This is a genomic window from Bradyrhizobium sp. UFLA05-108 (assembly GCF_059803455.1).
Genome location: NZ_JBANAZ010000011.1, coordinates 113,343 through 136,275, shown reverse-complemented (window position 1 = coordinate 136,275; position 22,933 = coordinate 113,343). Strand labels below are relative to the sequence as shown.

Below are 22,933 nucleotides of genomic sequence, written 5' to 3'. Positions count from 1 at the left end.
GCAAGCCGCTAGGGATTGCGGGTGTGGATGCTGCGGACGCAAGCCGCGTTGCGCGTGGGTGTACGCCACGGCAGTACATCGTTCCCGTCGGCTTGGTAAAGGAATGACTAGAGTTAATCGCGGACTAACCGCGTTTTACCTTGTCTCTTAACGCCTGGTCAGGGGCTCGCGGTCTATAGCTACCGTGACAGACGAGTGGCCAGCCGAAAGACATCAACAACATGAACACCGGCGTCATCGAGCAGGCGACATCGACGCGCACGCCCTCGGCCTCGAAAATCTGGCTGAAGGCGATCGAGCTCACCGCGCGCATCGAGACGCTGCCGGGCCGGCTGTTCGCCGATGTCGTCGAGGATTGGGCGAGGCGTCAGCCGGATCGCGCGGCGCTCGTCACGGACGACGAAACGATCAGTTACGATCAGCTCGCAAAACGCATCAACCGCTACGCGCGCTGGGCGCGCTCGGTCGGTCTTGTGAAGGGCGACACTGTCGGTATGATCATGCCGAATGGCGTCGACTATGTCGCCGCCTGGCTCGGTATCAGTCGCATCGGCGCCGTCGTCGCGCTGATCAACACCAAGCTGGTCGGGCAGTCGCTCGCGCATTGCATCGATGTCGCAAAACCGTCCCACCTCATCGTCGCGCATGATCTCATCGAGGCGCTTGCCGATGCCACGCCGCACCTGACTTCGGCTGCGAAGATCTGGACCCATGGCGATGCGCGCAGCGAGCGCTCCATCGATGTGGCGCTGGCCGCGCTCGATGACGGCCCGCTCGCGCCGGACGAGCACGGCGACGTGACCATCAATGACCGCGCGCTACTGATCTACACTTCCGGCACGACGGGCCTGCCGAAGGCCGCCAGCATCAGCCATCGCCGCATCCTCAACTGGGGCTTTTGGTTCGCTGGTCTCACCGGTGCCACGCCACAGGACCGGCTCTACGACTGCCTGCCGCTGTTTCATTCCGTCGGCGGAATCGTCGCGCCCTGCAGCATGCTTGCCGCCGGCGGCTCGGTGGTGATCGTGGACAAATTCTCGGCGACGAATTTCTGGCCCGACATCGTCCGGCATGACTGCACGCTGTTCCAGTATATCGGCGAACTCTGCCGCTATCTCCTGAAGGCGCCGCCGTCGGAATACGAAAATCGTCATCGCCTGCGGCTCGTCTGCGGCAACGGCCTGCGCGGCGACATCTGGGAGGATTTCCAGGCGCGCTTTGCGCCTCCCCGCATCCTCGAATTCTATGCGGCGACCGAGGGCAATTTCTCGCTGTTCAACGTCGAGGGCAGGCCGGGCGCGATCGGTCGTATCCCGCCGCTGCTCGCGCATCGTTTTCCGGCGACGATCGTCAAGCTCGATCCTGATGCCGGCATGCCCTTGCGCAATGCCGACGGCCTTTGCATTGCCTGCGCACGCGGCGAGGCCGGCGAAGCCATCGGCCGCATCGGCACTGCCGATGAAGGCGGAGGCCGTTTCGAGGGCTATACCGACGCCGGCGAGACAGAGAAGAAGATTTTGCGCGACGTCTTCGTTCACGGCGATGCCTGGTTCCGCACCGGCGACCTGATGCAGCTCGACGACAAGGGCTTTTTCCACTTCGTCGACCGCATCGGCGACACCTTCCGCTGGAAAGGCGAGAACGTCGCGACGTCGGAGGTCAACGACGCCGTGCGTGATTGCACCGGCGTGGTCGACGCAACGACCTACGGCGTCGGCATTCCCGGCACCGACGGCCGCGCCGGCATGAGCACGATCGTGGTCAACGAGGGCTTTGATCTCACCGCGCTCGCGGGTCATCTCGCCGCGCGCCTGCCTCATTACGCCCGTCCGGTCTTCATCCGTATCTCGACCGAGCTCGATGCGACCGAGACTTTCAAGCAGAAGAAGAGCCAGCTTGCGCGCGAGGGATTTGATCCCCGTGCGATCGCCGATCCGCTGTACGTGATGGAGCCGAAGTCCGGCGCCTATGTCGCAGTTGACCAGGAGACATATGCGCAAATTGTTGACGGTTCTATCAGGCTCTAATGGACTACAAAAACAGAGATAGGTCCAATTTTATCCGAATTGTCCAAGAAGCCATTTACCTCTGTCCGGTAAACCACGGAGCAATGGGAAGCAGGCACTCCGGAAGACGACCAAGCAACAGCAAACACGAAGCGAGCGCAGCAATGTCGATAAGGTTAAAGGTCACTGAAGCGATCAGGCAGATTGCCAAGGAGCAGCACGTCACGCTGCCGGAGCTGACGGACGACCTGTCGCTGCATGAGACGGGCTTCGATTCGCTCGCCTTCGCGATCCTGGTCGCGCGCCTCGAGGACGAGATCGGCGTCGATCCCTTCACGATTTCCGAGGACGCTGCCTTCCCCGCGACCGTCGGCGATTTCGTGCGGGCCTACGAAAATGTCCCCGCGTGAGATCTTTGCACTCCGCGACTATCTCGGCGCGGAGCTGAAGGGACGCACGCTGTCGGACGCGCACGATCTGGTGTCGCTGACTGATGTCCTGTCGCAGACGGTCCTGGGCGGCCGTCTCGGCGAGTTGGCCGGCCGATCGGTGCTGCTGAAACTGTCGGACCAGCTCAAGTCCGGCCTTGCCATGATCGAGCTCGACGGCATCGCCCGGCGCATGCTGTTGTGCCCGCCGGATCTCAATCCGGCGCACCTCGGCGCGCTGATTGCCGACGCGGAGATCGATGCCGTCGTTACCGACGAGCCGGAATTCTGGAGAGACAGCGCGCTTCCGCTCGTCGTGATCGCGCAACTGCCGCTCACCGCGACTACGCCCGGCAAATCCGAGCGCGCCACCGAATGGCTGATGCTGACCTCGGGCACCTCAGGCGTGCCGAAGATCGCAGCGCATACGCTGGAAGCGCTGACCGGCGCGATCCGGGCCGAGGCGCCCGCGCGCGGCCCCGCGCCGGTCTGGGCAACTTTCTACGACATCCGCCGCTATGGTGGCCTTCAGATATTCTTGCGCGCGATCCTTTCCGGCGGCTCGATGGTGCTGTCGGACGCGCATGAGGTTCTCGCGGACCATGTCGCGCGGCTGAACGCGCGCGGTGTCTCGCACATTTCCGGTACGCCCTCGCATTGGCGCAAGCTCCTGATGAGCGGCTCAGCCGCGCAATTTGCGCCACGCTATGTCCGCCTCTCCGGCGAGATCGCAGACCAGGCCGTGCTCGAGGGCCTGAAGGCGGCATTCCCCAACGCCTCGATCGGCCATGCCTATGCCTCGACGGAAGCCGGCGTCGGCTTTGCCGTCAACGATGGGCTCGAAGGTTTCCCCGCCGACTATATCGGCGTGAACGCCAGTGGCGTCGAGATGAAGATCGTCGACGGCTCGCTGCGCATCAGGTCGAAGCGCACCGCGCATGCCTATATCGGCCGCAATGCCGGCAAGCTCGCCGAGGACGACGGCTTCGTCGACACCGGTGACATGATAGAGCTGCGCGGCGACCGCTACCATTTCGTCGGCCGCCGCGGCGGCATCATCAATATCGGCGGGCTGAAGGTTCATCCCGAGGAGATCGAGGCGGTCATCAACCGTCATCCGGGCGTGCGGATGTCGCGCGCGAAATCGCGCAAGAGCCCGATCACCGGCGGCATCGTCGTGGCCGACGTGATCCTTGCCGACGGCACCGATCCGGCGCAGGCGAAGGATATCCGCGAGCAGATCCTGGACCGGTGCCGGGTGCAGCTCGCCTCGCACAAGGTGCCGGCGGTGATCCGCTTCGTCCAGACGCTCGACGTCACCCCGGCCGGAAAGCTGGCGCGCACCGATGCATAACGTCCTCATCACCGGCGGCAGCCGCGGCATTGGCCTTGCGATCGCGACGCGCCTGGTGGGCGCCGGCTATAACGTGATCGCGGTGGCGCGGCGCGAGACCGAGGAGCTCGCGGCAGCGGTGCGCGCATCGGAGAAGCGCCTGCATTTCCGCGCTTGCGACCTCGCTGTGATCGACGCGATCCCGGCCTTCGCAAAGCTGGTGCGCGACGAGTTCGGTCCGATCTATGGCCTCGTCAACAATGCCGGCCTCGGCACCGAGGGTCTGCTTGCGACCATGCACAATTCCGAGATCGAGGCGCTGGTGCAGCTCAACGTGTTGTCGCCGATCATCCTCACCAAATATATCGCGCGGCAAATGATGGCCGACGGCGCAGGCCGCATCATCAACATCTCCTCGATCATCGCCACGACCGGCTACAACGGTCTGTCGGTCTATGGCGCGACCAAGGCTGCCGCGACCGGCTTCACGAAATCGCTGGCGCGCGAGGTCGGTAAGCTCGGCATCACCGTGAATGCGATCGCGCCCGGCTTCATCGATACCGAGCTGACGCAGAATCTCTCCGATGAAGGCCGCAAGCGGATCGCTGGCCGCAGTGCGCTGCGCCGGTTGCCCGAGACCGACGACGTCGCGCGGATGGTCGAGTATCTGCTCGGTGAAGGCGGACGCAACGTCACGGGTACGGTGTTCACAATCGATGCGGGAAATACCGCTTAGATCACGATCCGGACCCGAAGGGCCGCGTTAGCGCAAAGTGTGCAGCGGTTTTCGCTGGCGACAAACGCGGAACGCGTTTGCATTGCTCAAACAGTAACGGGGAACCGCAGCGCTACAAATTGAATTGACCGGGCTCAATTTCATTTCAGCGCGTTTGGTTCTAAGATGCTCCGCAATCGGTTGGCTTACGTCAATCGATCTGCCCTAATCGACAGGGAGCAGTGCATGACCGCTTCGAACCTTCCCCGGGTGTCAGCGCAGTCATCTCAAGCGAGAGAGAGCATCAGCAACTGCAAGCCGATGTCGCATCAGAATTCCGGCGATCATGGCTACGAGATGTATCCACAGCAATTCGTGCGGCTGATCGGCTGCCATGACGTGCACGCGCCCTCGGTGGCGGAGAACGAGAAGCTGCACTAGCGCTGCTTCCACGACATCGCGCAAAAGACCCAATCCGTTTTGCTTGCCGATCGCGTCCGCTGGCGCGACGCGAACGATGCTCTTGTTGTCCGGACCTGTTTCCGCCAATTATTACCAATCCCTCCAGGGTGAGCCGACCGGCGAACCCAATCGATTCCTGCCCCGTATCTTGATTGTGCGATACACATCGGTCCCAGGCGATGACACCAGGCGTCTCCTTCTACAGCAGCATCGCTGTCTTCCGCGGCTTCACCAGCCTGATGGATCCCTCCCTCTATTCGCCGTTGCCGGATGATTGGACCATCGGGGTGGCCGACATCGTCGATTCGACCAAGGCGATTGCCGCGCAGCGCTACAAGGCGGTCAACATGGCCGGTGCTGCGGTGATCGCAGCCGTCACCAACGCGCTGGAGGGACGGGAATTCCCCTTCGTGTTCGGCGGCGACGGCGCGAGCTTTGCGGTCGGGCCCGGCGATCTCGATCGTGCCCGTGAGGCGCTGGCCGCGACGGCGACCTGGGTCAGGCAGGATCTCGATCTGAAGATGCGCGTCGCGCTGGTGCCGGTCAGCGCGATCCGCGCGCAAGGGCTGGACGTGCGCGTCGCACGCTTCGGGCCGTCGGCCAACCTGTCCTATGCGATGTTCTCCGGCGGGGGATTGGGGTGGGCTGAAGCCGCGATGAAGCGCGGCGAGTTCGCGGTTCTGGACGCGCCCGACGACACGCAGCCTGATCTGTCCGGCCTGTCCTGCCGGTTCGAGGAGATCCCGGCCTCGCGCGGGCTCATCCTGTCGGTGCTGGTGGTGCCGGCGCGCGGTGCCGATCCGCCTGCCTTCCGCAAAGTGATCGAGGATGTGATCCATCTCGTCGAGCGCAGTCCGGATGCGGGCCGGCCGGTGCCGCCGCAGGGCCCGCCGCTGAAATGGCCGCCGCAGGGGCTCGACTTCGAGGCGCGCGCCAGGCGCGGCGGCTCGCTCCTCAAGCGCCGCGTCAGCGTGCTGGCCTATACACTGTTCGCCTACATGATCGTGCGCTTTGACATCAAGGTCGGCGGCTTCGTGCCGAAGACCTATACGCGGCAGGTCGTCGAGAACTCGGACTTCCGCAAATATGACGACGGGCTGCGCATGATCCTCGACTGCACGCCTGAGCTCGAGCGCAACTTGAGCGATCGACTCGCAGCCGCGGCGAAGAGCGGTGTCGTGCGCTACGGCCTGCACCGGCAGGATGCGGCAATGATGACCTGCTTCACGCCCTCAGCGCTGCGCAGCGACCACGTCCACTTCATCGACGGAGCCCGGGGCGGCTACGCATCGGCGGCGACGGCGCTGAAGGCGATGGTGGCGTGACGCCATTCCAGAAGCGGATTGTGGCTTCACCTCTCCCCGCTGGGGAGATGTGAGCAGTCAGCGTCCGACGCGCGTCCAGGTTTCGCCGCCGCAGAGCGCGCCGACGCAGCCTTCGACGCGGAGCGTATCAGTGCCGGTGACGGAGATGTTGCTCGCATAGGCATTGCCGTCATCGGCGTTGTAGATCTGCCCCGACCATTTGTTCGCTCCTGAAGGCTGCATGCCGCTGAACAACGGCAATCCGATCAGCGGGCGCCTGGCGAGCGCGGGATTTGCATTCTTGCTGTCGCTGGCGGGCTGACCGGTCGCGGTGTCGTAGGGCTCCTTCAGCCAGACGATGACGCCGCAGATGCCGCCGCCGCATTTGCTGACCTTCACCCGTGCATCGCCCGCCTGGGTCAGCCAGGTCCCGCTCGCATCGGCGCTCTGCGCACGTGCGGCAGGCGCGCCGAACAGCGCAGCGAGACAGGCGACGAGAACAGCGAATCTGCGGATCATGGAGAGCCCCGGAAAATGGAGGCGTCTCCATAGCAGCAAATCAGGATCATGCAACGCGCGGCTGCAATCACATTCCTGCGTTCATTTGCCCCAGCGCGCGAGGGCAACGGACGTTGCCGTGGACAGCCCGAACACCGCCATGGCGCCGCCGATCAGAGCGAACAGTGTCCAGGCCGGCGCCTGAGCAGTCGTGAGCGCGGCACCGCCGACGGCAACGATCAGGAGCCGCGCAGTGGACGCAAGCACCGGACCTCCGACGCGCGCGGCACCTTGCGATGAGAAATAAAGCGACACGCCGACGCCGAAGAAGACGAAGGCCGGCCCCGCCCAGTGGAAATAGCTGTGTGCAGCGGCGGTGACGCCGGCGTCGCGCGTGAACAGCGAGACCCACAGCGCCGGATCGAGCGCGACGACGAGGCCGATCAGGCCGACGATGAGGCCTGCCGCTGCCGCCGCCGTCCAGGCGACACGCCGCGCGCGCTGCAACTGGCCGGCGCCAATCGCCATGCCGACCATCGGCACCGAGGCGATGCCGAAGGCGAAGGTGATCGGGATCAGCAGGAATTCCAGCCGCGAGCCGATGCCGTAGCCGGCGAGCATCTCGGTACCGAAGCTTGCGAGAATTTTCGTGAAGATCAGGATGGTGAGCACGGTCTGCAGCGGTGACAGGCAGGCCACCGCGCCGACCTTGAGGATGTCGAGGAACATGCCGCGCTCGAACCGGAACGCCTTGAAATTCAGCGCCAGGCTGCTGCGGCCGGCGAGCAGATACCAGACGAAGAAGACTGCCGCGAGCGTGAAGGCGATGAGTTGGCCGGAGGCGACGCCGCGCATGCCGAGTTGCGGCACGCCGAACAGGCCGAGCCCGAGCGTACCGCCGACCGCGACCTGCACCAGGCTGGCGCCGATCAGTGTCATCGAGGGCAGGCGCATGTCGCCGGTGCCGCGGATCACCGAGGCAAGCGTGTTGACCAGCCAGATCGCGATCGCGCCGGAGAACAGCACCTGCGAATAGTTGCAGGCTTCTTCCAGGACATTGCCGCGGCCGCCGAGCAGCGTGAAGAAGCTGCGGCCGAACAGCAGCATCATCACGGTGAAGAACAGCCCGCCGCAAATGCCGATGATGGCGGCGTGCAGCGCCAGCGTCGCGGCGCGATTTCGATCGCCCGCGCCGAGCGCCCGGCTGATCGCGGACGACACGCCGCCGCCCATCGCGCCCGCGCTCATCATTTGCGTCAGCATGGCGAAGGGAAACACCAGCGCGATCGCGGCCAGCGCAATAGTGCCGAGCCGGCCGATATAGGAGGTCTCGGCGATCGCGACCAGCGTGCTGCCGACCATCGCGATCATGTTGGGGATCGCCAACCTGAGCAGCGTCGGCAGGATCGGCGCGATCAAAAGGCTGGCGATGGGCGACGTCACCGGGGCACGCGAGGCGGCCGGGGCACGCGAGGCGGCCGGGGCACGTGACGGTGCGGCGTCTATGGGGGCGTCTATCGTCATGTGTCACCGGGCGAAATTAGATGATGGACAACATATTATAATGCAGACATCGTCAGCGCCAGCCCTCCATTCAAGCAGGGCTCACCACGGCAGGCCGCATAGGTCGATGGTGCCCAGGCGCGGCGCGCGGACGACATCGAAGACGAACGGTGCGCTACAATCGAAGCGGATCCGCCCCTCCGGCTGCTCGCAATAGACATCGCCGGTGAAAGGATGCCAGTTACGGGCCTGGTAGAATGCGAAATTATGCGGCTCGCAGAACAGGAGCGCGAAGCGGACGGCCTCGTTGGCGCGAATTGTGTGAACAGCGGCATCGATAGCAAGCGTCGCGTAGCCGCGCCCACGGCAATCCTCGCGCGTGCAGACACCGCCGATGCCGCCAACATGAACCTTGCGGCCGTTCCAGGTGATGGTGCGGAAGTAGATGCCTACATGACAGGCAAGCCCGCCCTCAGGCGCCTCGATCAACACGCGAAGCTCGGTATCGGCCCACTTGATGTGGCTCCAGGGCCGCTTCTCGACGGCATCACGCGGCCAGACTGCCTTGAACAGCGGCTCGGCGATTTGCCATGAGGCGTCGCCGTTCAAGATGTCGATCTCGATGCTCATGGGGCCGCTCTTCCTGTTTTCCCGCGCAACGGCGCATTCGTTCTCTCTTAAACGCTTCAAAGGCAATGATATTTTGCATCAGCCCCCGCGAAGCTTTTGTTCTGAGCTGAATTTGAGCATTCAGGCCATGCCGACCGCGCCATGCGGTTTCGCAAATTCTAAGGTATTTAACGGCGCAGGAACCTTCTATAAGGGGTGACCGTTAGAACACGTTCCCCACCCAGTTGCGGACAACAAGCCATGACCTTTACGCTCCCCCCACTCCCTTACGCCTATGACGCCCTCGGCCAGTATATGTCGAAGGAAACGCTGGAATATCACCACGACAAGCATCATCAGGCCTACGTCACCAACGGCAATAACGCGCTGAAGGGGACCGAATGGGAAGGCAAGTCCCTCGAGGAGATCGTGAAGGGCTCCTTCGGGAAGAACCCCGCGGTCTTCAACAATGCGGGCCAGCACTACAATCACATCCACTTCTGGAGCTGGATGAAGCCCAATGGCGGCGGCACCAAGCTGCCGGGCAAGCTCGAGAAGAAGATCAATGAAGACCTCGGCGGCTTCGAGAAGTTCAAGACGGACTTCCAGGCGGCGGGCGTCGGCCAGTTCGGCTCCGGTTGGGCTTGGCTGTCCGTGAAGAACGGCAAGCTCGAGATCTCCAAGACGGCGAACGGCGAGAATCCGCTGGTGCACGGCGCCACCCCGATCCTCGGCGTGGACGTCTGGGAGCACTCCTACTACATCGACTATCGCAACCGCCGTCCGGATTATCTGAAGGCGTTCGTCGAGAACCTCGTGAACTGGGAATACGTGGAGTCGCTGTTCGACAAGGCATGAGGCTTCACGTCACCTGACAAGCGAGAAGGCGGTCGCTGTGTGACCGCCTTTTTTGCTGTGCGGAATTCGCGCGCACAGACATTTCCACATCGTCATGGTCGGGCATAGCCGTCCGAAGGACGGCGTCGTTTCCGCTCCGCCTATGTCCCGCGGCCATCCGCGACCTTTCCCGCGGGACGAAGAACGTGGATGCCCGGGACAAGCCCGGGCATGACGAGATTGTGGAGCGAGCGTGCCGAAGGAAGGCGATCCGCCATGCGATTGCTGTTGCTCGGCATAGCCCTGCGCGAGGCGCGCATCGCTCCCGCCATCACTGTGTTTGCATCGCGTCAGTGGCACCCTTAAGCAGAACGGATATCCCCTCGATCCGACCCGAGCCGTTGTCAGAACCTTCCCCGAACAATCCGACGCCTGCCGAGGACGCGGAGTCCGAGCCGCGGCCGGGGCGCATCCGCAAGCCGATCGGCTGGTCGACGATCATCATCGCAGGTCTGGTGGCGGTAAGCGCGGCGCTGGTCTGGCGGCGAGACGGCGCCGACGGCGTCCTCGACATTCTCACCCACGATCTCTCGCTATTCGGCGGCATCCTGCCGCGCGTGCTCGCCGGCTGCCTGCTCGGGGCCTTCATCTCGGAGATCCTGCCGCACGAGAAGGTGTCGCGCTCGCTCGGGCCGAACTCCGGCCTGATGGGCCTTCTGATCGGTACCGCCTTTGGCGCGATCCTGCCGGGCGGGCCCTTCACCGCCTATCCGGTGGCAAGCGCGCTGCTCGCGGTCGGCGCCGATTTCGGCGCCACCATTGCCATGGTCGTGAGCTGGACCCTGATCGGCTATGGCCGGGCGGTCGCCTGGGAAATCCCGATCATGGGCACCGATTTCACGCTGTGGCGGATCGTGATCTCGCTGCCGCTGCCGGTGCTCGCGGGGGCGCTCGGCCGTTTCGTCTATGTCCGGCTCTATCCGAAGCGTGACGCAGGGGACGACGAGACGTGAGCGCAGCACTCCTCATCGATATCCTGTTGTGGGGCTCGGTGCTCGGCGTCGGCCTGATCGCCTTTCGCCGCGGCAAGCCGGTGTTCAAGGCCTCGCTGCGCGAGGGGGCGATGGATTTCGTCAACATCGTGCCGCGGATCGCGCTGGGGGTGATCGGCTCCGGCTACATCGCCGCGATCATCCCGCAGGAGGTGATCACCGGCTGGCTCGGCCCCGATAGCGGCTGGCTTGGGGTGGTCACCGCCGTGGTCGCTGGGGCTGCCACGCCAGGCGGTCCCGTGATCGGATTCTCCATCGGCGCGGTGGCGTTGAAGTCCGGCGGCGGCGTCCCCCAGGTGGTCGCCTATGTCGTCGCCTGGGCGCTGTTCGCCTTCCAGCGGGTGATCCTGTGGGGAAATCCCGTTCATGCCGGCCCGTTTCGTCTGGTTCCGCTGCGCCGTCTCGGTGCCGTTTCCGTTCGTGGCGGCGGCCATCGCCATGGTGATCGGCAAGCCCTGAGAGGCTGCAAATGTTGGCGTCATTCCGGGTTCGATACTTCGCATCGCCCGGAATGACGGGTAAGGTCGGCGTGGACAGGGGTAATGTTATAATATAACATTCCCAAATGGTTCCCGCCGCGTCCCACGTCCACCATCACGACCATTCCCAGGGCCACTCTCATGACCACGCCCATGCCCATGGGCACGACCACACGCACGCCCATGTCCACGACCCCTCGGCGCCGCATCCCGCCCAGGCCGCGCCCTGGTCGATCCTGCGCATGACCATGGTGGGCCGCTTAGCCGCGGCACTGGCCGTCTGCGTGGTGCTCTGGGGCGTGGTCTTTCTGGCGATGAGGTGACCATGGCGGCGCTCGGTTTCCACAATGTCACCCTGGGTTATGACCGCCACCCGGCGGTGCACCACCTCAAGGGCGAGATCGCGCGTGGGGCGCTGGTCGCGGTGATCGGGCCGAACGGCGCGGGCAAGTCGACGCTGCTCCGCGGCATCGTCGGCATCCTCAAGCCGCTGGCAGGCAGCATCCAACTCGGGGGACTCGATCCGCGCGATATCGCCTATCTGCCACAGACCGCCGACATCGACCGCAGCTTCCCGATCTCGGTGTTCGATTTCGTCGGCACGGGGCTGTGGCGTGGGATCGGCCTGTTCGGCGGCATCGGCAAGGCCGCACGCGAGAAGATCCTGGGCGCGATCGCCGCCGTGGGGCTGAACGGCTTCGAGAATCGCCCGATCGGCACGCTGTCCGGCGGGCAGATGCAGCGTGTGCTGTTCGCGCGCGTGCTGCTCCAGGATGCGCGCCTGATCGTGCTGGACGAGCCCTTCAACGCCATCGACAGCAAGACCACGGCCGATCTGCTCGCGCTGGTGACGCGCTGGCATGGCGAGGGCCGCACCGTGCTCGCCGCTCTGCACGATATGGAGATGGTGCGGGCGCACTTCCCGCAAACGCTGTTGCTTGCGCGCGGCCCGGTGGCCTGGGGCGCGACCGCCGAGGTGCTGACGGCGGAGAACCTGATGGTCGCGATGCGGATGTGCGAAGCCTTCGACGACAGCGCGGCGGCCTGCGCCGACGATGACGAGCGCTCGCAGGCGGCATGACGCACGATGTATGACGCGCTGATCGGCCCCTTCACCGAATTCGAGTTCATGCGGCGCGCGCTCGCTGCCGTGGTCGCGCTGTCGCTCGCGGGCGCGCCGATCGGCGTGTTCCTGATGCTGCGGCGGATGAGCCTCGTCGGTGACGCCATGGCACATGCGATCCTCCCTGGTGCCGCGATCGGCTTCCTGCTCTCCGGCCTCAATCTGTTCGCGATGACCGCAGGCGGCCTGATTGCGGGATTTGCGGTCGCTATCCTCGCCGGCGTGGTCGCGCGCTCGACCGGTTTGAAGGAGGACGCCTCGCTTGCGACCTTTTATCTGGCCTCGCTGGCGCTAGGCGTCACCATCGTCTCGATCAAGGGCACCAATATCGATCTGTTGCATGTGCTGTTCGGCAACATCCTCGCCATGGACGACCAGACACTGCTGGTGGTCGCCTTCAACGCCACGATCACGCTGCTCGTGCTCGCGGTGATCTACCGTCCGCTGGTGATCGAGAGCGTCGACCCGCTGTTCCTGCGCACCGTCAGTCGCGCCGGGGGACCGGCGCACCTTGCCTTTCTCGCGCTCGTCGTCATCAATCTCGTCAACGGTTTTCAGGCGCTCGGCACGCTGCTTGCGGTCGGATTGATGATCATGCCTGCCGGCATCGCCCGGTTCTGGTCGCGCGACCTCACCGCGATGATCTCTATCGCGGTCATCGCCGCAGGGGTCTCGGGCTATGCCGGGCTCGTGCTGTCGTTCCAGACGCGGATTCCCTCAGGGCCGGCGATCATCCTGGTGGCGACCGTGTTCTACGTCCTCTCCGTGCTGTTCGGCAGCGTCGGCGGGCTGGTCCGGCAGATGTTTCCGGGCCGGCATCTGGAGGCTTGATTTCAGCGATGCGCCGCCTCCTGCTCCTCGCCGTTGCGCTCCTGCTGTTCGCCTCGCCGCTTCAAGCGGCGGAGCGGCTCAACGTGGTCGCGAGCTTCTCCATCCTCGCCGATTTCGTTCGCAACGTCGGCGGCGATCGCATCAACCTCACCACGCTGGTCGGTGCCGACAGCGACGTCCATGTCTACACGCCGGCGCCGGGTGATGCGAAGCGCATCGCGGATGCAAGGCTCGTCATCGTCAACGGGCTTGGCCTGGAGGGCTGGCTGCCGCGGCTCGTACAATCCTCAGGCAGCAAGGCGACCGTGGTGACGGCGAGCGCCGGCATCGCTCCGCTCAAGCTCGGTTCGGAGTCCGATCCGCATGCCTGGCAATCGATCCCCAACGCGAAAGCCTACGTGACCAACATCGCCGCCGCGCTGGCCGCGGCCGCGCCTGAGGATGCGGACGTTTTCCGTAGGCAAGCCAAAGCCTATCTGGAAAAGCTCGAAGCGCTCGACCGCGAGGTGCGCGAGGCAATCGCAAAAATCCCGCCGGAGCGGCGCAAGGTGATCTCCACCCACGATGCCTTCGGCTATTTCGCCGCCGAATACGGCATCCAGTTCATCGCTCCGCTCGGCGTCTCCACCGAAACCGAGCCCAGCGCCCGCGATATCGCAGGGATCATCAGCCAGATCCGAGCCCAAAAAATCCCGGCTGTGTTCCTCGAAAATATCAGCGACGACCGGCTGATCCGGCGGATCGCGGCGGAGACCGGCTCAAAGGTCGGCGGGACCCTGATTTCGGACGGTTTGACGGGCGAAAAGGGGCCTGCCCCCACTTACATTGACATGGTCAGGCACAATATAAAGGCCCTGACCAGCGCGCTTGACCATTAGGGCACGATCCGGAAAAGTGTGCAGCGGTTTTCCGAAAAGATCGTGCTCAAGCAAGGGCTAAAGCGCGATGACGATTCAACTTAGATTCATCGCGCTTTAGGGCAGGGGCCACCCCGCCTCGCGTCGCGCGACAAGCCCGACCCCGGAGTTGTTATGTCTGAAGCGACCGCCCCCAAGATTCTTGAAAAGATTCCCGTGACCGTGCTGACCGGCTATCTCGGGGCCGGCAAGACCACGCTTTTGAATCGCATCCTGTCGGAAAATCACGGCAAGAAGTACGCCGTCATCGTCAACGAATTCGGCGAGATCGGCATCGACAACGACCTCATCATCGGCGCCGATGAGGAAGTGTTCGAGATGAACAATGGCTGCATCTGCTGCACCGTGCGCGGCGATCTCGTGCGCATCATGGACGGGCTGATGAAGCGCAAGGGCAAGTTCGACGCCATCATCGTCGAGACGACGGGTCTTGCCGATCCGGCGCCCGTCGCCCAGACCTTCTTCGTCGACGAGGACGTGCAGAAGAACGCGCGGCTCGATGCGGTCGTGACGGTTGCGGATGCCAAATGGCTCTCCGACCGTCTGAAGGACGCGCCCGAGGCCAAGAACCAGATCGCGTTTGCCGACGTGATCGTGCTGAACAAGACCGACCTCGTCTCCAAGGGAGAGCTCGCCGAGGTCGAGGCCCGCATCCGCGGCATCAACCCCTATGCGAAGCTGCACCGCACCGAGCGCTGCTCGGTGGCGTTGGCTGACGTGCTCGACCGCGGCGCCTTCGACCTCGACCGCATCCTCGACATCGAGCCGGACTTTCTGGAGGCCGATGATCATGACCACGACCATGATCATCACCACCATCACGGACATGACCATCACCACCACCATGATCACGGCCACGGCCTGAAGCACTATCACGACGAGGAGATGCAGTCGCTCTCGCTCAAGACCGACAAGCCGCTCGATCCCAACGTGTTCATGCCCTGGCTCCAGAACCTCGTGCAGGTGGAGGGCCAGAAGATCCTGCGCTCCAAGGGCATCCTCGCCTTCCACAATGATGACGACCGCTATGTCTTCCAGGGCGTGCACATGATGCTCGAGGGCAATCACCAGCGGAAGTGGAAGGAGGGCGAGCCGCGCGAGAGCCGTCTCGTCTTCATCGGTCGCGAATTGCCGGAACAGGCCATTCGCGAAGGCTTCGAGAGCTGCATCGTCTCGTGATGAAAGAGTTTACGCCGGCTCCCGATTCACCCTCGATCGTCTCCGTCACCGACCGCGTCAAGCCGGTCGCGCTGGGGATGGCCGTGACGTCTGTGCATTTCCTGGCCGACTGCGCCGCCTTCGTCGGCGGCGAGGAGAATGTTGCGCTGGTGGATAGCCAGGGCGAGATCAGCACCGTCGCCGTCCATAGTGGCGGCATTCTTTCGACCGCGAGCGACGGCAAGCGCCTCGTGATGGGCGGCGACGACGGCAAGGTCACAGCGCTCGACGCCAAGGGCGACGTGACGTTGCTCGCGACCGATCCCAAGCGGCGCTGGATCGATGCGGTGGCGCTGCATGCCGACGGCGCCTTCGCCTGGTCGGCCGGCAAGTTTGCCTTCGTCAAGAGCGGCAAGAACGAAGAGAAGTCGATCGAGGTGCCCTCGACCGTCGGCGGGCTCGCCTTTGCGCCGAAGGGTCTGCGGCTTGCGATCGCGCATTACAACGGCGCGACGCTGTGGTTTCCCAACATGGCGGGGAGTGCCGAATTCCTGCCCTGGGCCGGCTCGCATCTCGCCGTCACCTTCAGCCCGGACAACAAATTCCTGGTCACCGCGATGCACGAGCCGGCGCTGCATGGCTGGCGGCTCGCCGATAACAGGCACATGCGCATGACCGGCTATCCCGGCCGCGTCCGCTCGATGTCCTGGAGCGCGGGCGGCAAGGCGCTGGCGACCTCGGGCGCCGACACCGTGATCCTGTGGCCGTTCGCAAGCAAGGACGGTCCGATGGGCAAGGAGCCCGCGATGCTCGCGCCCTTGCAGGCGCGCGCGTCGGTGGTCGCCTGCCATCCGAAGAACGACATCTTCGCTGCCGGCTATAGCGATGGCACCGTGTTGATGGTGCGTCTGGAGGACGGCGCGGAGATCCTGGTCCGCCGCAACGGCACACCGGCCGTGGCCGCGCTCGCCTGGAACGCCAAGGGGACGCTCTTGGCATTCGCCGACGAAAATGGGGACGGCGGCGTTCTGGAGCTTTAATTCTTCATCGTTCCGGCCGTAGTGTGGGCAAAGGTGCCCTTGCGCCGTGCCCACCATCGCTCCGCGAGACAAAAGTGGTGGGCACGTCGCGCGAACAGCGCGCCTTTGCCCACCCTACCGCATCTCTCAAACGGCGGCGCGAACCCATGCGGTTTCTGACGACCTTCCAGCTTGCAGACTTCCTCGATACGCTGGTCAGCCTTTTCACGGCCTTCGTGCTGGGAACGCTGATCGGCGCCGAGCGGCAATATCGCCAGCGCACCGCGGGCCTGCGCACCAATGTGCTGGTCGCTGTCGGCGCCGCCGCCTTCGTCGATCTCGCCATGCATCTGACAGGGGCCGACGGCGCGGTCCGCGTGATCTCCTACGTCGTCTCCGGCATCGGCTTCCTTGGCGCCGGCGTCATCATGAAGCAGGGCATGGACGTGCGCGGGTTGAACACTGCGGCGACGCTCTGGGCCTCGGCCGCCGTCGGCTCCTGCGCCGGCGCCGACCTGGTCGCGCAGGCTGTCGCACTCACGGTGTTCATCATCGCGGGCAACACGCTGCTGCGTCCCCTGGTGAACGCAATCAACCGCATCCCGCTGAACGAGAAGGCGCTGGAGGCGACCTACTACTTCAAGGTCGCGGTCACGACGGAAGCCTTGCCCGACATGCGCGACCGCCTCGTCGACAAGCTCGAGAGCGCGAAATATCCCGTGGCGGATGTCGAGGTTGTCGAGATCGGCGACGACATCCTGGAGATCGTTGCGAAGCTGGTCGCGACCGCGGTCGATCCGAACGAACTGAACGCCGTGGCCGTCGACATGCAGCGCCACTCCGGCGTGCGCCACGCCACCTGGGAAGTCAGCACGACGGACTGAACGCAGCGTTTCGGCGGGGTTCCCTGCGGCGACATCCCCGCGGAACTGCGGTCCGGCCATTTCGTTGATACTGCGGACGAATTCGCGGGGTAGCTGAGATGGCCGGTAAGCAAGACAAGCTCAGATTTCACCGGGATCTGCTGATCGCCTGTGTCCTGTTCGGGGCGGGCGTCCTGATCTCCGGCCTGTCGCTGGCGCAGATCCGGGCCGAGAGCCGGCAACACATGGCTCAAGCCACGCAGCCGCTGCAAGGCACGCCGACGCCGGATGATCAGAGCAAGACGCCCGCGGAGTCAAAGCCAGGCGGCGACCGCCCCACCACCCCAGCACCCGAGCCCGCGCGGCCCGATCCGCAGACTCAAGGTGCGGCGAAGCCGGTGCTGCCACAAGCGCCCGCCGAGAAGATCGCCCCGCCGATCAAGGAGCCGTCGATCAAGGAGAAGTAGCCCCCAACCGTCATTCCGGGGCGCGACGAAGTCGCGAGCCCGGAATCCATCTATCCGCTAACTCTGCGGCAGGATGGATTCCGGGCTCGACGCTGTCGCGTCGCCCCGGAATGAGGGTGGAGATCGTGGCGTCATCCCGGCTGATTTGCCCGACGCGCCAGTGGTTTCGCAGAACCCGCAACGCCCCACGCCAGCCGTCGCCGGCTACTGTGCATGGGGTTGTTTTCGACATTTTGATGCCCCGCCTTGGCAGGGCATAACGCAGGCGTGTCGTCAGCGCACCAAAATATTCCGGAACTGCCAGGGATCGCTGGTATCGATATCCTCCGGAAACAGTCCCGGACGATCCGTCAGCGGCGTCCAGTCGGTGTAGAAACCCTTCACCGGGCCGAGATACGGCATCTGGATTTCCAGCAGACGATCGAAATCCATCTCGTCGGCCTCGACGATGCCTTCGTTCGGGTTTTCCAGCGCCCACACCATGCCGCCGAGCACGGCGGAGGTCACCTGCAGGCCGGTGGCGTTCTGATAGGGCGCGAGTTTGCGGGTCTCCTCGATGGAGAGCTGCGAGCCATACCAGTAGGCATTGTTGTCGTGGCCGAACAGCAGCACGCCGAGCTCGTCGATACCATCGACGATTTCGTTCTCATCGAGAATGTGGTGCTTTTCCTGCATCTTCGCGGCGCGGCCGAACATTTCATGCAGCGACAGCACGGCATCGTCAGCCGGATGATAGGCATAGTGGCAGGTCGGTCGATAGATCGCCGTGCCCGATGCGTCGCGCACCGTGAAGTAATCGGAGATCGAGATCGACTCGTTGTGCGTGACGAGGAAGCCATACTGCGCGCCGCGGGTCGGGCACCAGGTGCGCACGCGCGTGTTGGCGCCGGGCTGCATCAGATAGATGGCAGCGCCGCAGCCAGCTTCGTGGGTCCGCGCATTCTCGGGCATCCATTTCTCATGGGTGCCCCAACCGAGCTCGGACGGCTGCACGCCTTCCGACAGGAAACCTTCCACCGACCAGGTGTTGACGAAGACATCAGGCTCTTTCGGCTTCTTGGAGCGCTGGGTGTCGCGTTCGGCGATGTGGATGCCCTTGACACCGGCCTGCCGCATCAAGTCCGCCCATTCGGCCTTGGTCTTCGGCTTGGGGGCATTGAGCTTCAGGTCGGCGGCGACATTGAGAAGTGCCTGCTTGACGAAAAAGGAGACCATGCCGGGATTGGCGCCGCAGCAGGAGACGGCCGTCGTCGAGCCCTTGGGCCGCGCCTTCTTGGCGGCCAGCGTCACCTCGCGAAGGGCGTAGTTGGAGCGCGCTTCCGGGCCCTTCGACGCATCGAAATAGAAGCCGAGCCAGGGCTCGTTGACGGTGTCGATGTAGAGAGCGCCGAGCTCGTTGCAGAGCTCCATGATGTCGGTCGAGCCGGTGTCGACCGAGAGATTGACGCAAAAACCCTGGCCACCGCCTTCGGTGAGCAGCGGGGTCAGCAACTCGCGATAATTGTCCCTGGTTACGGCCTTCTGGATGAAGCGCACATTCTGCTTCTCGCAATGTGCCTTGCGGCCCTCGTCCTTGGGATCGATCACGGTGACGCGCGACTTGTCGTAGTCGAGATGCCGCTCGATCATCGGCAACGTGCCTTTGCCGATGGAGCCGAAGCCGACCATGACGATGGGACCGGTGATCTTCGCGTAGATCTGCGAGGGAGGGCTCATGGGATGGTTTCTCCGGAACGTGCTGGCAGACAAAGGGTGAGGGGTGGATCAGGCGCTGCGGCGCTTGGCGGTGACTTCGATCTCGACCTTCATCTCGGGCTTATAGAGCGCTGAGACGACGAGAAGCGTTGCGGCCGGGCGGATGTCGCCGAGGACTTCGCCGCAGACGGCGAAATGCGCGTCGGCCTCGCTGCCGTCGGTGAGGTAGTAGGTCACGCGGACGATGTCGGCCATGTCGAATCCGCCCTCCTTCAGGGCGGCCTCGATGGTCTTGAAGCAGTTACGTGACTGGCTCGTGACATCGGCCGGCATCGTCATCGTCGCATAGTCGTAGCCGGTGGTTCCGGAGACGAAGGCGAAGTCGCCGTCGATCACGGCGCGGCTGTAGCCGGCGGTCTTCTCGAAGGGAGAGCCGGTGGAAATCAGGCGACGGGACATCTGTTCGACCTCGACTGAAGGGGTGTTTCGCGGGGTTAAAGGGCCTTTCGGGGCCCTGCGCAACCCCCGAAACGGCAGTGAAAGGAGCTCAGCGGGAGTGCTGTGTCGTACCTTGCGACGGCGGCGGCGAGCCGCTCCACCGTCGCACCAGGATGTCCCTGACGATCATGACCGCGATCAGGACGAACAGCACCGATGTGATCAGGCTGCGCAGGCGCGGACGGGCATCACCGCTGGATGCGGCCGGGGTCTTCGCCATGATGGACGTCGCCCTTTAGGCCGCGTGCGCGTGCGGGCGCGCCGCCCGCCGTTTGGGCAGCGCAGCGCCGGTCGGGATGATCATGCCGCAGGCGTCATCCAGGCTACCGGCCTCGAATTCGAGGCCGAGCAGCCGTTCGCGCTCGAACGGCCCCGGCAGTGAAAGCGCGCCGGTCTTCTCCGCCGAGAAGCCGAAGCGGGCGTAGTAGGGGGCGTCGCCGAGCAGGATCACGGCGGCATGCCCGCGCGCCCGGGCGGCGGCCAGCGCTTGATGCATCAGCGCGGCGCCGATCCCGAACTCGCGGCAGGCAGGATCGACCGCGAGCGGTCCGAGGACCAGAGCAGCCCTGCCTCCGGCGCTGACGTGCCACAGCCGCACGGTTCCCACGAGCTTCCCCTCGCGCAACGCCGACAGGGCAAGGCCTGCGGCGGGTGCACGTCCGTCGCGCAGGCGCTGGCAGGTGCGGCCATGGCGGTTCTCGCCAAAGCAGGCATCGAGCAGCGCTTCACGCATCGCAACGTCGGCAGCACGCTCCGCACGGATCGCGAACGGAGCGGCTTTCGAGGTGAGGGCGACCTGTGGCTTCCGAAGAGCAGTCATGACACGTCAGTCCTCGCTTGAACTTGCGGACAAGCGTCCGCGCGCACAAGCGTCGTCAGAAATCGAAAATGTCAGGGAGGAGCCGGCATCGCCGGCTCCCGGTTCATCAAGCCTCGACGTCGAGGCGGATCAGATGTGATACGTCTTCAGCGGCGGGATGCCGTTGAACGCCACCGACGAGTAGGTCGACGTATAGGCCCCGGTCCCTTCGATCAGCACCTTGTCGCCGATCTCGAGCGTCACCGGGAGCGGATACGGGCTCTTCTCGTACAGGACGTCGGCGGAATCGCAGGTGGGCCCAGCGAGCACGCACGGCGTCATGTCCGCGCCGTCATGCGGGGTGCGGATCGCGTAGCGAATCGACTCGTCCATGGTCTCGGCGAGACCGCCGAACTTGCCGATGTCGAGATACACCCAGCGCACCTCGTCCTCGTCGCTCTTCTTCGAGATGAGCACGACCTCGGACTCGATCACCCCGGCGTTGCCCACCATGCCGCGGCCCGGCTCGATGATGGTCTCGGGGATCTGGTTGCCGAAGTGCTTGCGCAGCGCACGGAAGATCGACCGGCCGTAGGTGACCACCGGCGGCACGTCCTTCAGGTACTTGGTCGGGAAGCCCCCGCCCATGTTGACCATCGAGAGGTTGATGCCGCGTTCGGCGCAGTCGCGGAACACCTGCGAGGCCATCGCCAGCGCACGATCCCACGCTTTCACCTTGCGCTGCTGCGAGCCGACATGGAAGGAGATGCCGCACGGCTCCAGGCCCAGACGCTTGGCGAGGTCGAGCACCTCGACCGCCATCTCCGGGTCGCAGCCGAACTTGCGCGACAGCGGCCACTCGGCGCCGGCGCAGTCGTAGAGGATGCGGCAGAACACCTTCGCAGCCGGCGCGGCACGGGCGACCTTCTCCACCTCGGCGGCGCAATCCACCGCGAACAGCCGAATGCCGAGCGCGAAGGCGCGCGCGATGTCGCGCTCCTTCTTGATCGTGTTGCCGAAGGAGATGCGGTCAGGTGTCGCACCGGCGGCCAGCGCCATCTCGATCTCGGCGACGGTTGCGGTGTCGAAGCAGGAGCCCATGGAGGCGAGCAGCGCCAGCACTTCCGGCGCCGGGTTCGCCTTGACGGCATAGAACACGCGGCTGTCGGGCAGCGCCTTGGCAAAGCTCTGGTAATTGTCGCGCACGACCTCGAGGTCGACGACGAGGCACGGCTCGGTATCGAGACCTTCAGTGCGGCGGTTGCGCAGAAATTCCCTGATGCGATCGGTCATAGCACCCTCCAAACGGCCCCAGCGACGGAGCCCGTTCAAAATGTTCTCGGACAGGGGTGCTTTGGCGCTGCCGCACGATGGAGACGCGACAGGGCCGAGAACCCGAGACCGAATTGTGCTGCCGTGGATTGGTTGGGAATTTTCCCGCCCGCTCACCTGGCAATGAAGGACAAGCCTTTTCAGTAGCCCGCGCCGGCGTTGGAATGCCGGTAGAGACCAAAAAAGCCCGATCCGTCGTTGCTTTAAGTCGCGTCCCCCGTTGAGAACGAGGTGCGCCGGTTCGCCTCCGGCTGCCAGTCACGGTTGCAAAGAGCAAAGTCACCTTCGACTAGGCATCTCTTTGAGAGAGATGCTGGACACTCCGGGCTTGCTTCAGTCTTCCGACTTCGGCACTTCCGAAGAGCCCCTCGGCTTCTTCACCCCTTGGCGGCTGTCCGGCCTCTTGTCCGGATACCTACCGACTGACACACGACCACAGGCACGTGCGAAATTGGGCAAGACCGCACATAAGCGTTTTGACTCTGCTTCGCAAGAATTTTTTTATGCTGAGAGCAGAATTGCCTAACGGCTGCTTGCGCTGTGGTGCGCGAGCGACGCTGAAGATGAACGGCTGTTAAGTTTGCGCGAGCTTGCGCGCGCCTCTTGCTCGCGCGCGGCGCCTCACGCGCGCTTCGTGAACGGCTCGACGCGCTGAGCAGCGCGGATGAACGCGGTCATGACGAAGACGCCGAGCGCGAACAGCACGGCCTGCACGATGTGCGCGCCGGTGTCGTCGAGCCCGAACAGAATCGCGAGCGCCCAGCCGCCGGCAAACGCCGCGCCGAACACCTCGGCGCCGATCAGGATGGCGGCGCTGATGACGGTGATGACGCTCGGCCAGACGATCTGGCGGGAGGAGGAGGCGGGTGCGTTCATGAGCTCTCGGTCCGTGGTCTTAGGGGCCGCAATCTCCCCGAAAAGGGGCCCGGGAGCAAGGCCAAATGGCGCAAAAAAGCCCCATCGCGTGCTATAGCTGGCTGCAACAAACCAGCGCAAAAAACGGGA

25 protein-coding genes and 1 pseudogene are annotated in these 22,933 nt (G+C 64.5%); 17 read left to right on the top strand and 9 right to left on the bottom strand.

The window, feature by feature from the left end; genetic code table 11:
* Positions 1-212: 212 nt before the first annotated feature.
* The 6 genes from SO140_RS11320 to SO140_RS11295 all read left to right on the top strand — a co-directional run bounded on the left by SO140_RS11320 (position 213) and on the right by SO140_RS11295 (position 6,269).
* Positions 213-2,027, top strand: coding sequence for a long-chain-acyl-CoA synthetase (locus SO140_RS11320; protein WP_449381450.1), 1,815 nt, complete (start codon positions 213-215; stop codon positions 2,025-2,027).
* Between the two features lie 143 nt (positions 2,028-2,170).
* Positions 2,171-2,416, top strand: a complete 246-nt coding sequence (locus SO140_RS11315; protein WP_449381434.1) for an acyl carrier protein — start codon at positions 2,171-2,173, stop codon at positions 2,414-2,416.
* Positions 2,403-3,788, top strand: a complete 1,386-nt coding sequence (locus tag SO140_RS11310; RefSeq protein ID WP_474801258.1) for a class I adenylate-forming enzyme family protein — start codon at positions 2,403-2,405, stop codon at positions 3,786-3,788. Before SO140_RS11315 ends, SO140_RS11310 begins: the two co-directional genes overlap by 14 nt.
* A complete protein-coding gene (locus SO140_RS11305) occupies positions 3,781-4,503 on the top strand; it encodes an SDR family NAD(P)-dependent oxidoreductase (RefSeq protein WP_449381432.1) in 723 nt (240 codons plus the stop codon). Before SO140_RS11310 ends, SO140_RS11305 begins: the two co-directional genes overlap by 8 nt.
* Before the next feature lie 225 nt (positions 4,504-4,728).
* Positions 4,729-4,923 (top strand): hypothetical protein, encoded by a 195-nt coding sequence (locus tag SO140_RS11300; RefSeq protein WP_449381431.1) that lies wholly within the window; start codon positions 4,729-4,731, stop codon positions 4,921-4,923.
* Positions 4,924-5,123: 200 nt separating this feature from the next.
* A complete protein-coding gene (locus tag SO140_RS11295) occupies positions 5,124-6,269 on the top strand; it encodes a DUF3095 domain-containing protein (protein ID WP_449381430.1) in 1,146 nt (381 codons plus the stop codon).
* Between the two features lie 57 nt (positions 6,270-6,326).
* Here the strand turns inward: SO140_RS11295 and SO140_RS11290 are convergent, their stop codons facing one another.
* From SO140_RS11290 to SO140_RS11280, 3 genes are all read right to left on the bottom strand, one after another.
* Positions 6,327-6,767: a DUF2147 domain-containing protein gene (locus SO140_RS11290; RefSeq protein ID WP_449381429.1), complete on the bottom strand. Its 441-nt coding sequence runs from the start codon at positions 6,765-6,767 to the stop codon at positions 6,327-6,329.
* Between the two features lie 81 nt (positions 6,768-6,848).
* Complete coding sequence (locus tag SO140_RS11285) at positions 6,849-8,270, bottom strand: MATE family efflux transporter (RefSeq protein WP_449381428.1); 1,422 nt, start codon at positions 8,268-8,270, stop codon at positions 6,849-6,851.
* A gap of 81 nt (positions 8,271-8,351) precedes the next feature.
* Complete coding sequence (locus SO140_RS11280) at positions 8,352-8,879, bottom strand: GNAT family N-acetyltransferase (protein ID WP_449381427.1); 528 nt, start codon at positions 8,877-8,879, stop codon at positions 8,352-8,354.
* Between the two features lie 240 nt (positions 8,880-9,119).
* Here SO140_RS11280 and SO140_RS11275 point away from each other — a divergent pair, with 240 nt between their 5' ends.
* The 11 genes and pseudogenes from SO140_RS11275 (at position 9,120) to SO140_RS11225 (ending at position 17,604) form a co-directional block, all read left to right on the top strand.
* A complete protein-coding gene (locus SO140_RS11275; RefSeq protein WP_449381426.1) occupies positions 9,120-9,716 on the top strand; it encodes a superoxide dismutase in 597 nt (198 codons plus the stop codon).
* Positions 9,717-10,096: 380 nt separating this feature from the next.
* A complete protein-coding gene (locus SO140_RS11270) occupies positions 10,097-10,708 on the top strand; it encodes a permease (RefSeq protein ID WP_449381425.1) in 612 nt (203 codons plus the stop codon).
* Positions 10,705-11,206 (top strand): annotated as a pseudogene (locus tag SO140_RS11265) (hypothetical protein). Before SO140_RS11270 ends, SO140_RS11265 begins: the two are co-directional and overlap by 4 nt.
* 106 nt (positions 11,207-11,312) lie before the next feature.
* Complete coding sequence (locus SO140_RS11260) at positions 11,313-11,549, top strand: hypothetical protein (protein WP_449381424.1); 237 nt, start codon at positions 11,313-11,315, stop codon at positions 11,547-11,549.
* A 2-nt stretch (positions 11,550-11,551) separates the two neighbouring features.
* Entirely contained in the window at positions 11,552-12,307 is a 756-nt protein-coding gene (locus SO140_RS11255) for a metal ABC transporter ATP-binding protein (RefSeq protein WP_449381423.1), read from the top strand.
* A gap of 6 nt (positions 12,308-12,313) precedes the next feature.
* A complete protein-coding gene (locus tag SO140_RS11250; RefSeq protein ID WP_449381422.1) occupies positions 12,314-13,180 on the top strand; it encodes a metal ABC transporter permease in 867 nt (288 codons plus the stop codon).
* An 8-nt stretch (positions 13,181-13,188) separates the two neighbouring features.
* On the top strand, positions 13,189-14,058 hold the full coding sequence (locus SO140_RS11245) for a metal ABC transporter substrate-binding protein (protein ID WP_449381421.1): 870 nt from the start codon (positions 13,189-13,191) through the stop codon (positions 14,056-14,058).
* A gap of 153 nt (positions 14,059-14,211) precedes the next feature.
* Positions 14,212-15,276, top strand: coding sequence for a CobW family GTP-binding protein (locus SO140_RS11240; RefSeq protein ID WP_449381420.1), 1,065 nt, complete (start codon positions 14,212-14,214; stop codon positions 15,274-15,276).
* Positions 15,276-16,295: a WD40 repeat domain-containing protein gene (locus tag SO140_RS11235; RefSeq protein WP_449381419.1), complete on the top strand. Its 1,020-nt coding sequence runs from the start codon at positions 15,276-15,278 to the stop codon at positions 16,293-16,295. The genes SO140_RS11240 and SO140_RS11235 overlap by 1 nt, the downstream gene beginning before the upstream one ends.
* 146 nt (positions 16,296-16,441) lie before the next feature.
* Complete coding sequence (locus tag SO140_RS11230) at positions 16,442-17,158, top strand: MgtC/SapB family protein (protein WP_449381418.1); 717 nt, start codon at positions 16,442-16,444, stop codon at positions 17,156-17,158.
* A 98-nt stretch (positions 17,159-17,256) separates the two neighbouring features.
* Positions 17,257-17,604: a hypothetical protein gene (locus SO140_RS11225; protein WP_449381417.1), complete on the top strand. Its 348-nt coding sequence runs from the start codon at positions 17,257-17,259 to the stop codon at positions 17,602-17,604.
* A 273-nt stretch (positions 17,605-17,877) separates the two neighbouring features.
* On the opposite strand, the gene SO140_RS11220 is transcribed toward SO140_RS11225, so the two are convergent.
* The 6 genes from SO140_RS11220 to SO140_RS11195 form a co-directional block, all read right to left on the bottom strand.
* Positions 17,878-19,320 (bottom strand): homospermidine synthase, encoded by a 1,443-nt coding sequence (locus SO140_RS11220; RefSeq protein ID WP_449381416.1) that lies wholly within the window; start codon positions 19,318-19,320, stop codon positions 17,878-17,880.
* A 48-nt stretch (positions 19,321-19,368) separates the two neighbouring features.
* Positions 19,369-19,758, bottom strand: coding sequence for a RidA family protein (locus SO140_RS11215; RefSeq protein ID WP_449381415.1), 390 nt, complete (start codon positions 19,756-19,758; stop codon positions 19,369-19,371).
* A gap of 88 nt (positions 19,759-19,846) precedes the next feature.
* Positions 19,847-20,017, bottom strand: coding sequence for a hypothetical protein (locus SO140_RS11210; RefSeq protein WP_449381414.1), 171 nt, complete (start codon positions 20,015-20,017; stop codon positions 19,847-19,849).
* A gap of 15 nt (positions 20,018-20,032) precedes the next feature.
* Positions 20,033-20,617 carry a GNAT family N-acetyltransferase gene (locus SO140_RS11205; RefSeq protein WP_449381413.1) on the bottom strand — a complete coding sequence of 195 codons (585 nt, stop codon included), beginning with the start codon at positions 20,615-20,617 and terminating at the stop codon, positions 20,033-20,035.
* Between the two features lie 129 nt (positions 20,618-20,746).
* Positions 20,747-21,889, bottom strand: a complete 1,143-nt coding sequence (locus tag SO140_RS11200) for a type III PLP-dependent enzyme (protein ID WP_449381412.1) — start codon at positions 21,887-21,889, stop codon at positions 20,747-20,749.
* A 660-nt stretch (positions 21,890-22,549) separates the two neighbouring features.
* Positions 22,550-22,804 carry a hypothetical protein gene (locus tag SO140_RS11195; RefSeq protein WP_449381411.1) on the bottom strand — a complete coding sequence of 85 codons (255 nt, stop codon included), beginning with the start codon at positions 22,802-22,804 and terminating at the stop codon, positions 22,550-22,552.
* Between the last annotated feature and the right edge of the window lie 129 nt (positions 22,805-22,933).

What these genes read in the sequence shown, in the direction of transcription:
- SO140_RS11315 (WP_449381434.1), top strand. Translation starts at nt 2,171, where the DNA reads ATGTCGATAAGGTTAAAGGTCACTGAAGCGATCAGGCAGATTGCCAAG.
- SO140_RS11310 (WP_474801258.1), top strand. Translation starts at nt 2,403, where the DNA reads ATGTCCCCGCGTGAGATCTTTGCACTCCGCGACTATCTCGGCGCGGAG.
- SO140_RS11305 (WP_449381432.1), top strand. Translation starts at nt 3,781, where the DNA reads ATGCATAACGTCCTCATCACCGGCGGCAGCCGCGGCATTGGCCTTGCG.
- SO140_RS11300 (WP_449381431.1), top strand. Translation starts at nt 4,729, where the DNA reads ATGACCGCTTCGAACCTTCCCCGGGTGTCAGCGCAGTCATCTCAAGCG.
- SO140_RS11295 (WP_449381430.1), top strand. Translation starts at nt 5,124, where the DNA reads ATGACACCAGGCGTCTCCTTCTACAGCAGCATCGCTGTCTTCCGCGGC.
- SO140_RS11290 (WP_449381429.1), bottom strand. Translation starts at nt 6,767, where the DNA reads ATGATCCGCAGATTCGCTGTTCTCGTCGCCTGTCTCGCTGCGCTGTTC.
- SO140_RS11285 (WP_449381428.1), bottom strand. Translation starts at nt 8,270, where the DNA reads ATGACGATAGACGCCCCCATAGACGCCGCACCGTCACGTGCCCCGGCC.
- SO140_RS11280 (WP_449381427.1), bottom strand. Translation starts at nt 8,879, where the DNA reads ATGAGCATCGAGATCGACATCTTGAACGGCGACGCCTCATGGCAAATC.
- SO140_RS11275 (WP_449381426.1), top strand. Translation starts at nt 9,120, where the DNA reads ATGACCTTTACGCTCCCCCCACTCCCTTACGCCTATGACGCCCTCGGC.
- SO140_RS11260 (WP_449381424.1), top strand. Translation starts at nt 11,313, where the DNA reads ATGGTTCCCGCCGCGTCCCACGTCCACCATCACGACCATTCCCAGGGC.
- SO140_RS11255 (WP_449381423.1), top strand. Translation starts at nt 11,552, where the DNA reads ATGGCGGCGCTCGGTTTCCACAATGTCACCCTGGGTTATGACCGCCAC.
- SO140_RS11250 (WP_449381422.1), top strand. Translation starts at nt 12,314, where the DNA reads ATGTATGACGCGCTGATCGGCCCCTTCACCGAATTCGAGTTCATGCGG.
- SO140_RS11245 (WP_449381421.1), top strand. Translation starts at nt 13,189, where the DNA reads ATGCGCCGCCTCCTGCTCCTCGCCGTTGCGCTCCTGCTGTTCGCCTCG.
- SO140_RS11240 (WP_449381420.1), top strand. Translation starts at nt 14,212, where the DNA reads ATGTCTGAAGCGACCGCCCCCAAGATTCTTGAAAAGATTCCCGTGACC.
- SO140_RS11235 (WP_449381419.1), top strand. Translation starts at nt 15,276, where the DNA reads ATGAAAGAGTTTACGCCGGCTCCCGATTCACCCTCGATCGTCTCCGTC.
- SO140_RS11230 (WP_449381418.1), top strand. Translation starts at nt 16,442, where the DNA reads ATGCGGTTTCTGACGACCTTCCAGCTTGCAGACTTCCTCGATACGCTG.
- SO140_RS11225 (WP_449381417.1), top strand. Translation starts at nt 17,257, where the DNA reads ATGGCCGGTAAGCAAGACAAGCTCAGATTTCACCGGGATCTGCTGATC.
- SO140_RS11220 (WP_449381416.1), bottom strand. Translation starts at nt 19,320, where the DNA reads ATGAGCCCTCCCTCGCAGATCTACGCGAAGATCACCGGTCCCATCGTC.
- SO140_RS11215 (WP_449381415.1), bottom strand. Translation starts at nt 19,758, where the DNA reads ATGTCCCGTCGCCTGATTTCCACCGGCTCTCCCTTCGAGAAGACCGCC.
- SO140_RS11210 (WP_449381414.1), bottom strand. Translation starts at nt 20,017, where the DNA reads ATGGCGAAGACCCCGGCCGCATCCAGCGGTGATGCCCGTCCGCGCCTG.
- SO140_RS11205 (WP_449381413.1), bottom strand. Translation starts at nt 20,617, where the DNA reads ATGACTGCTCTTCGGAAGCCACAGGTCGCCCTCACCTCGAAAGCCGCT.
- SO140_RS11200 (WP_449381412.1), bottom strand. Translation starts at nt 21,889, where the DNA reads ATGACCGATCGCATCAGGGAATTTCTGCGCAACCGCCGCACTGAAGGT.
- SO140_RS11195 (WP_449381411.1), bottom strand. Translation starts at nt 22,804, where the DNA reads ATGAACGCACCCGCCTCCTCCTCCCGCCAGATCGTCTGGCCGAGCGTC.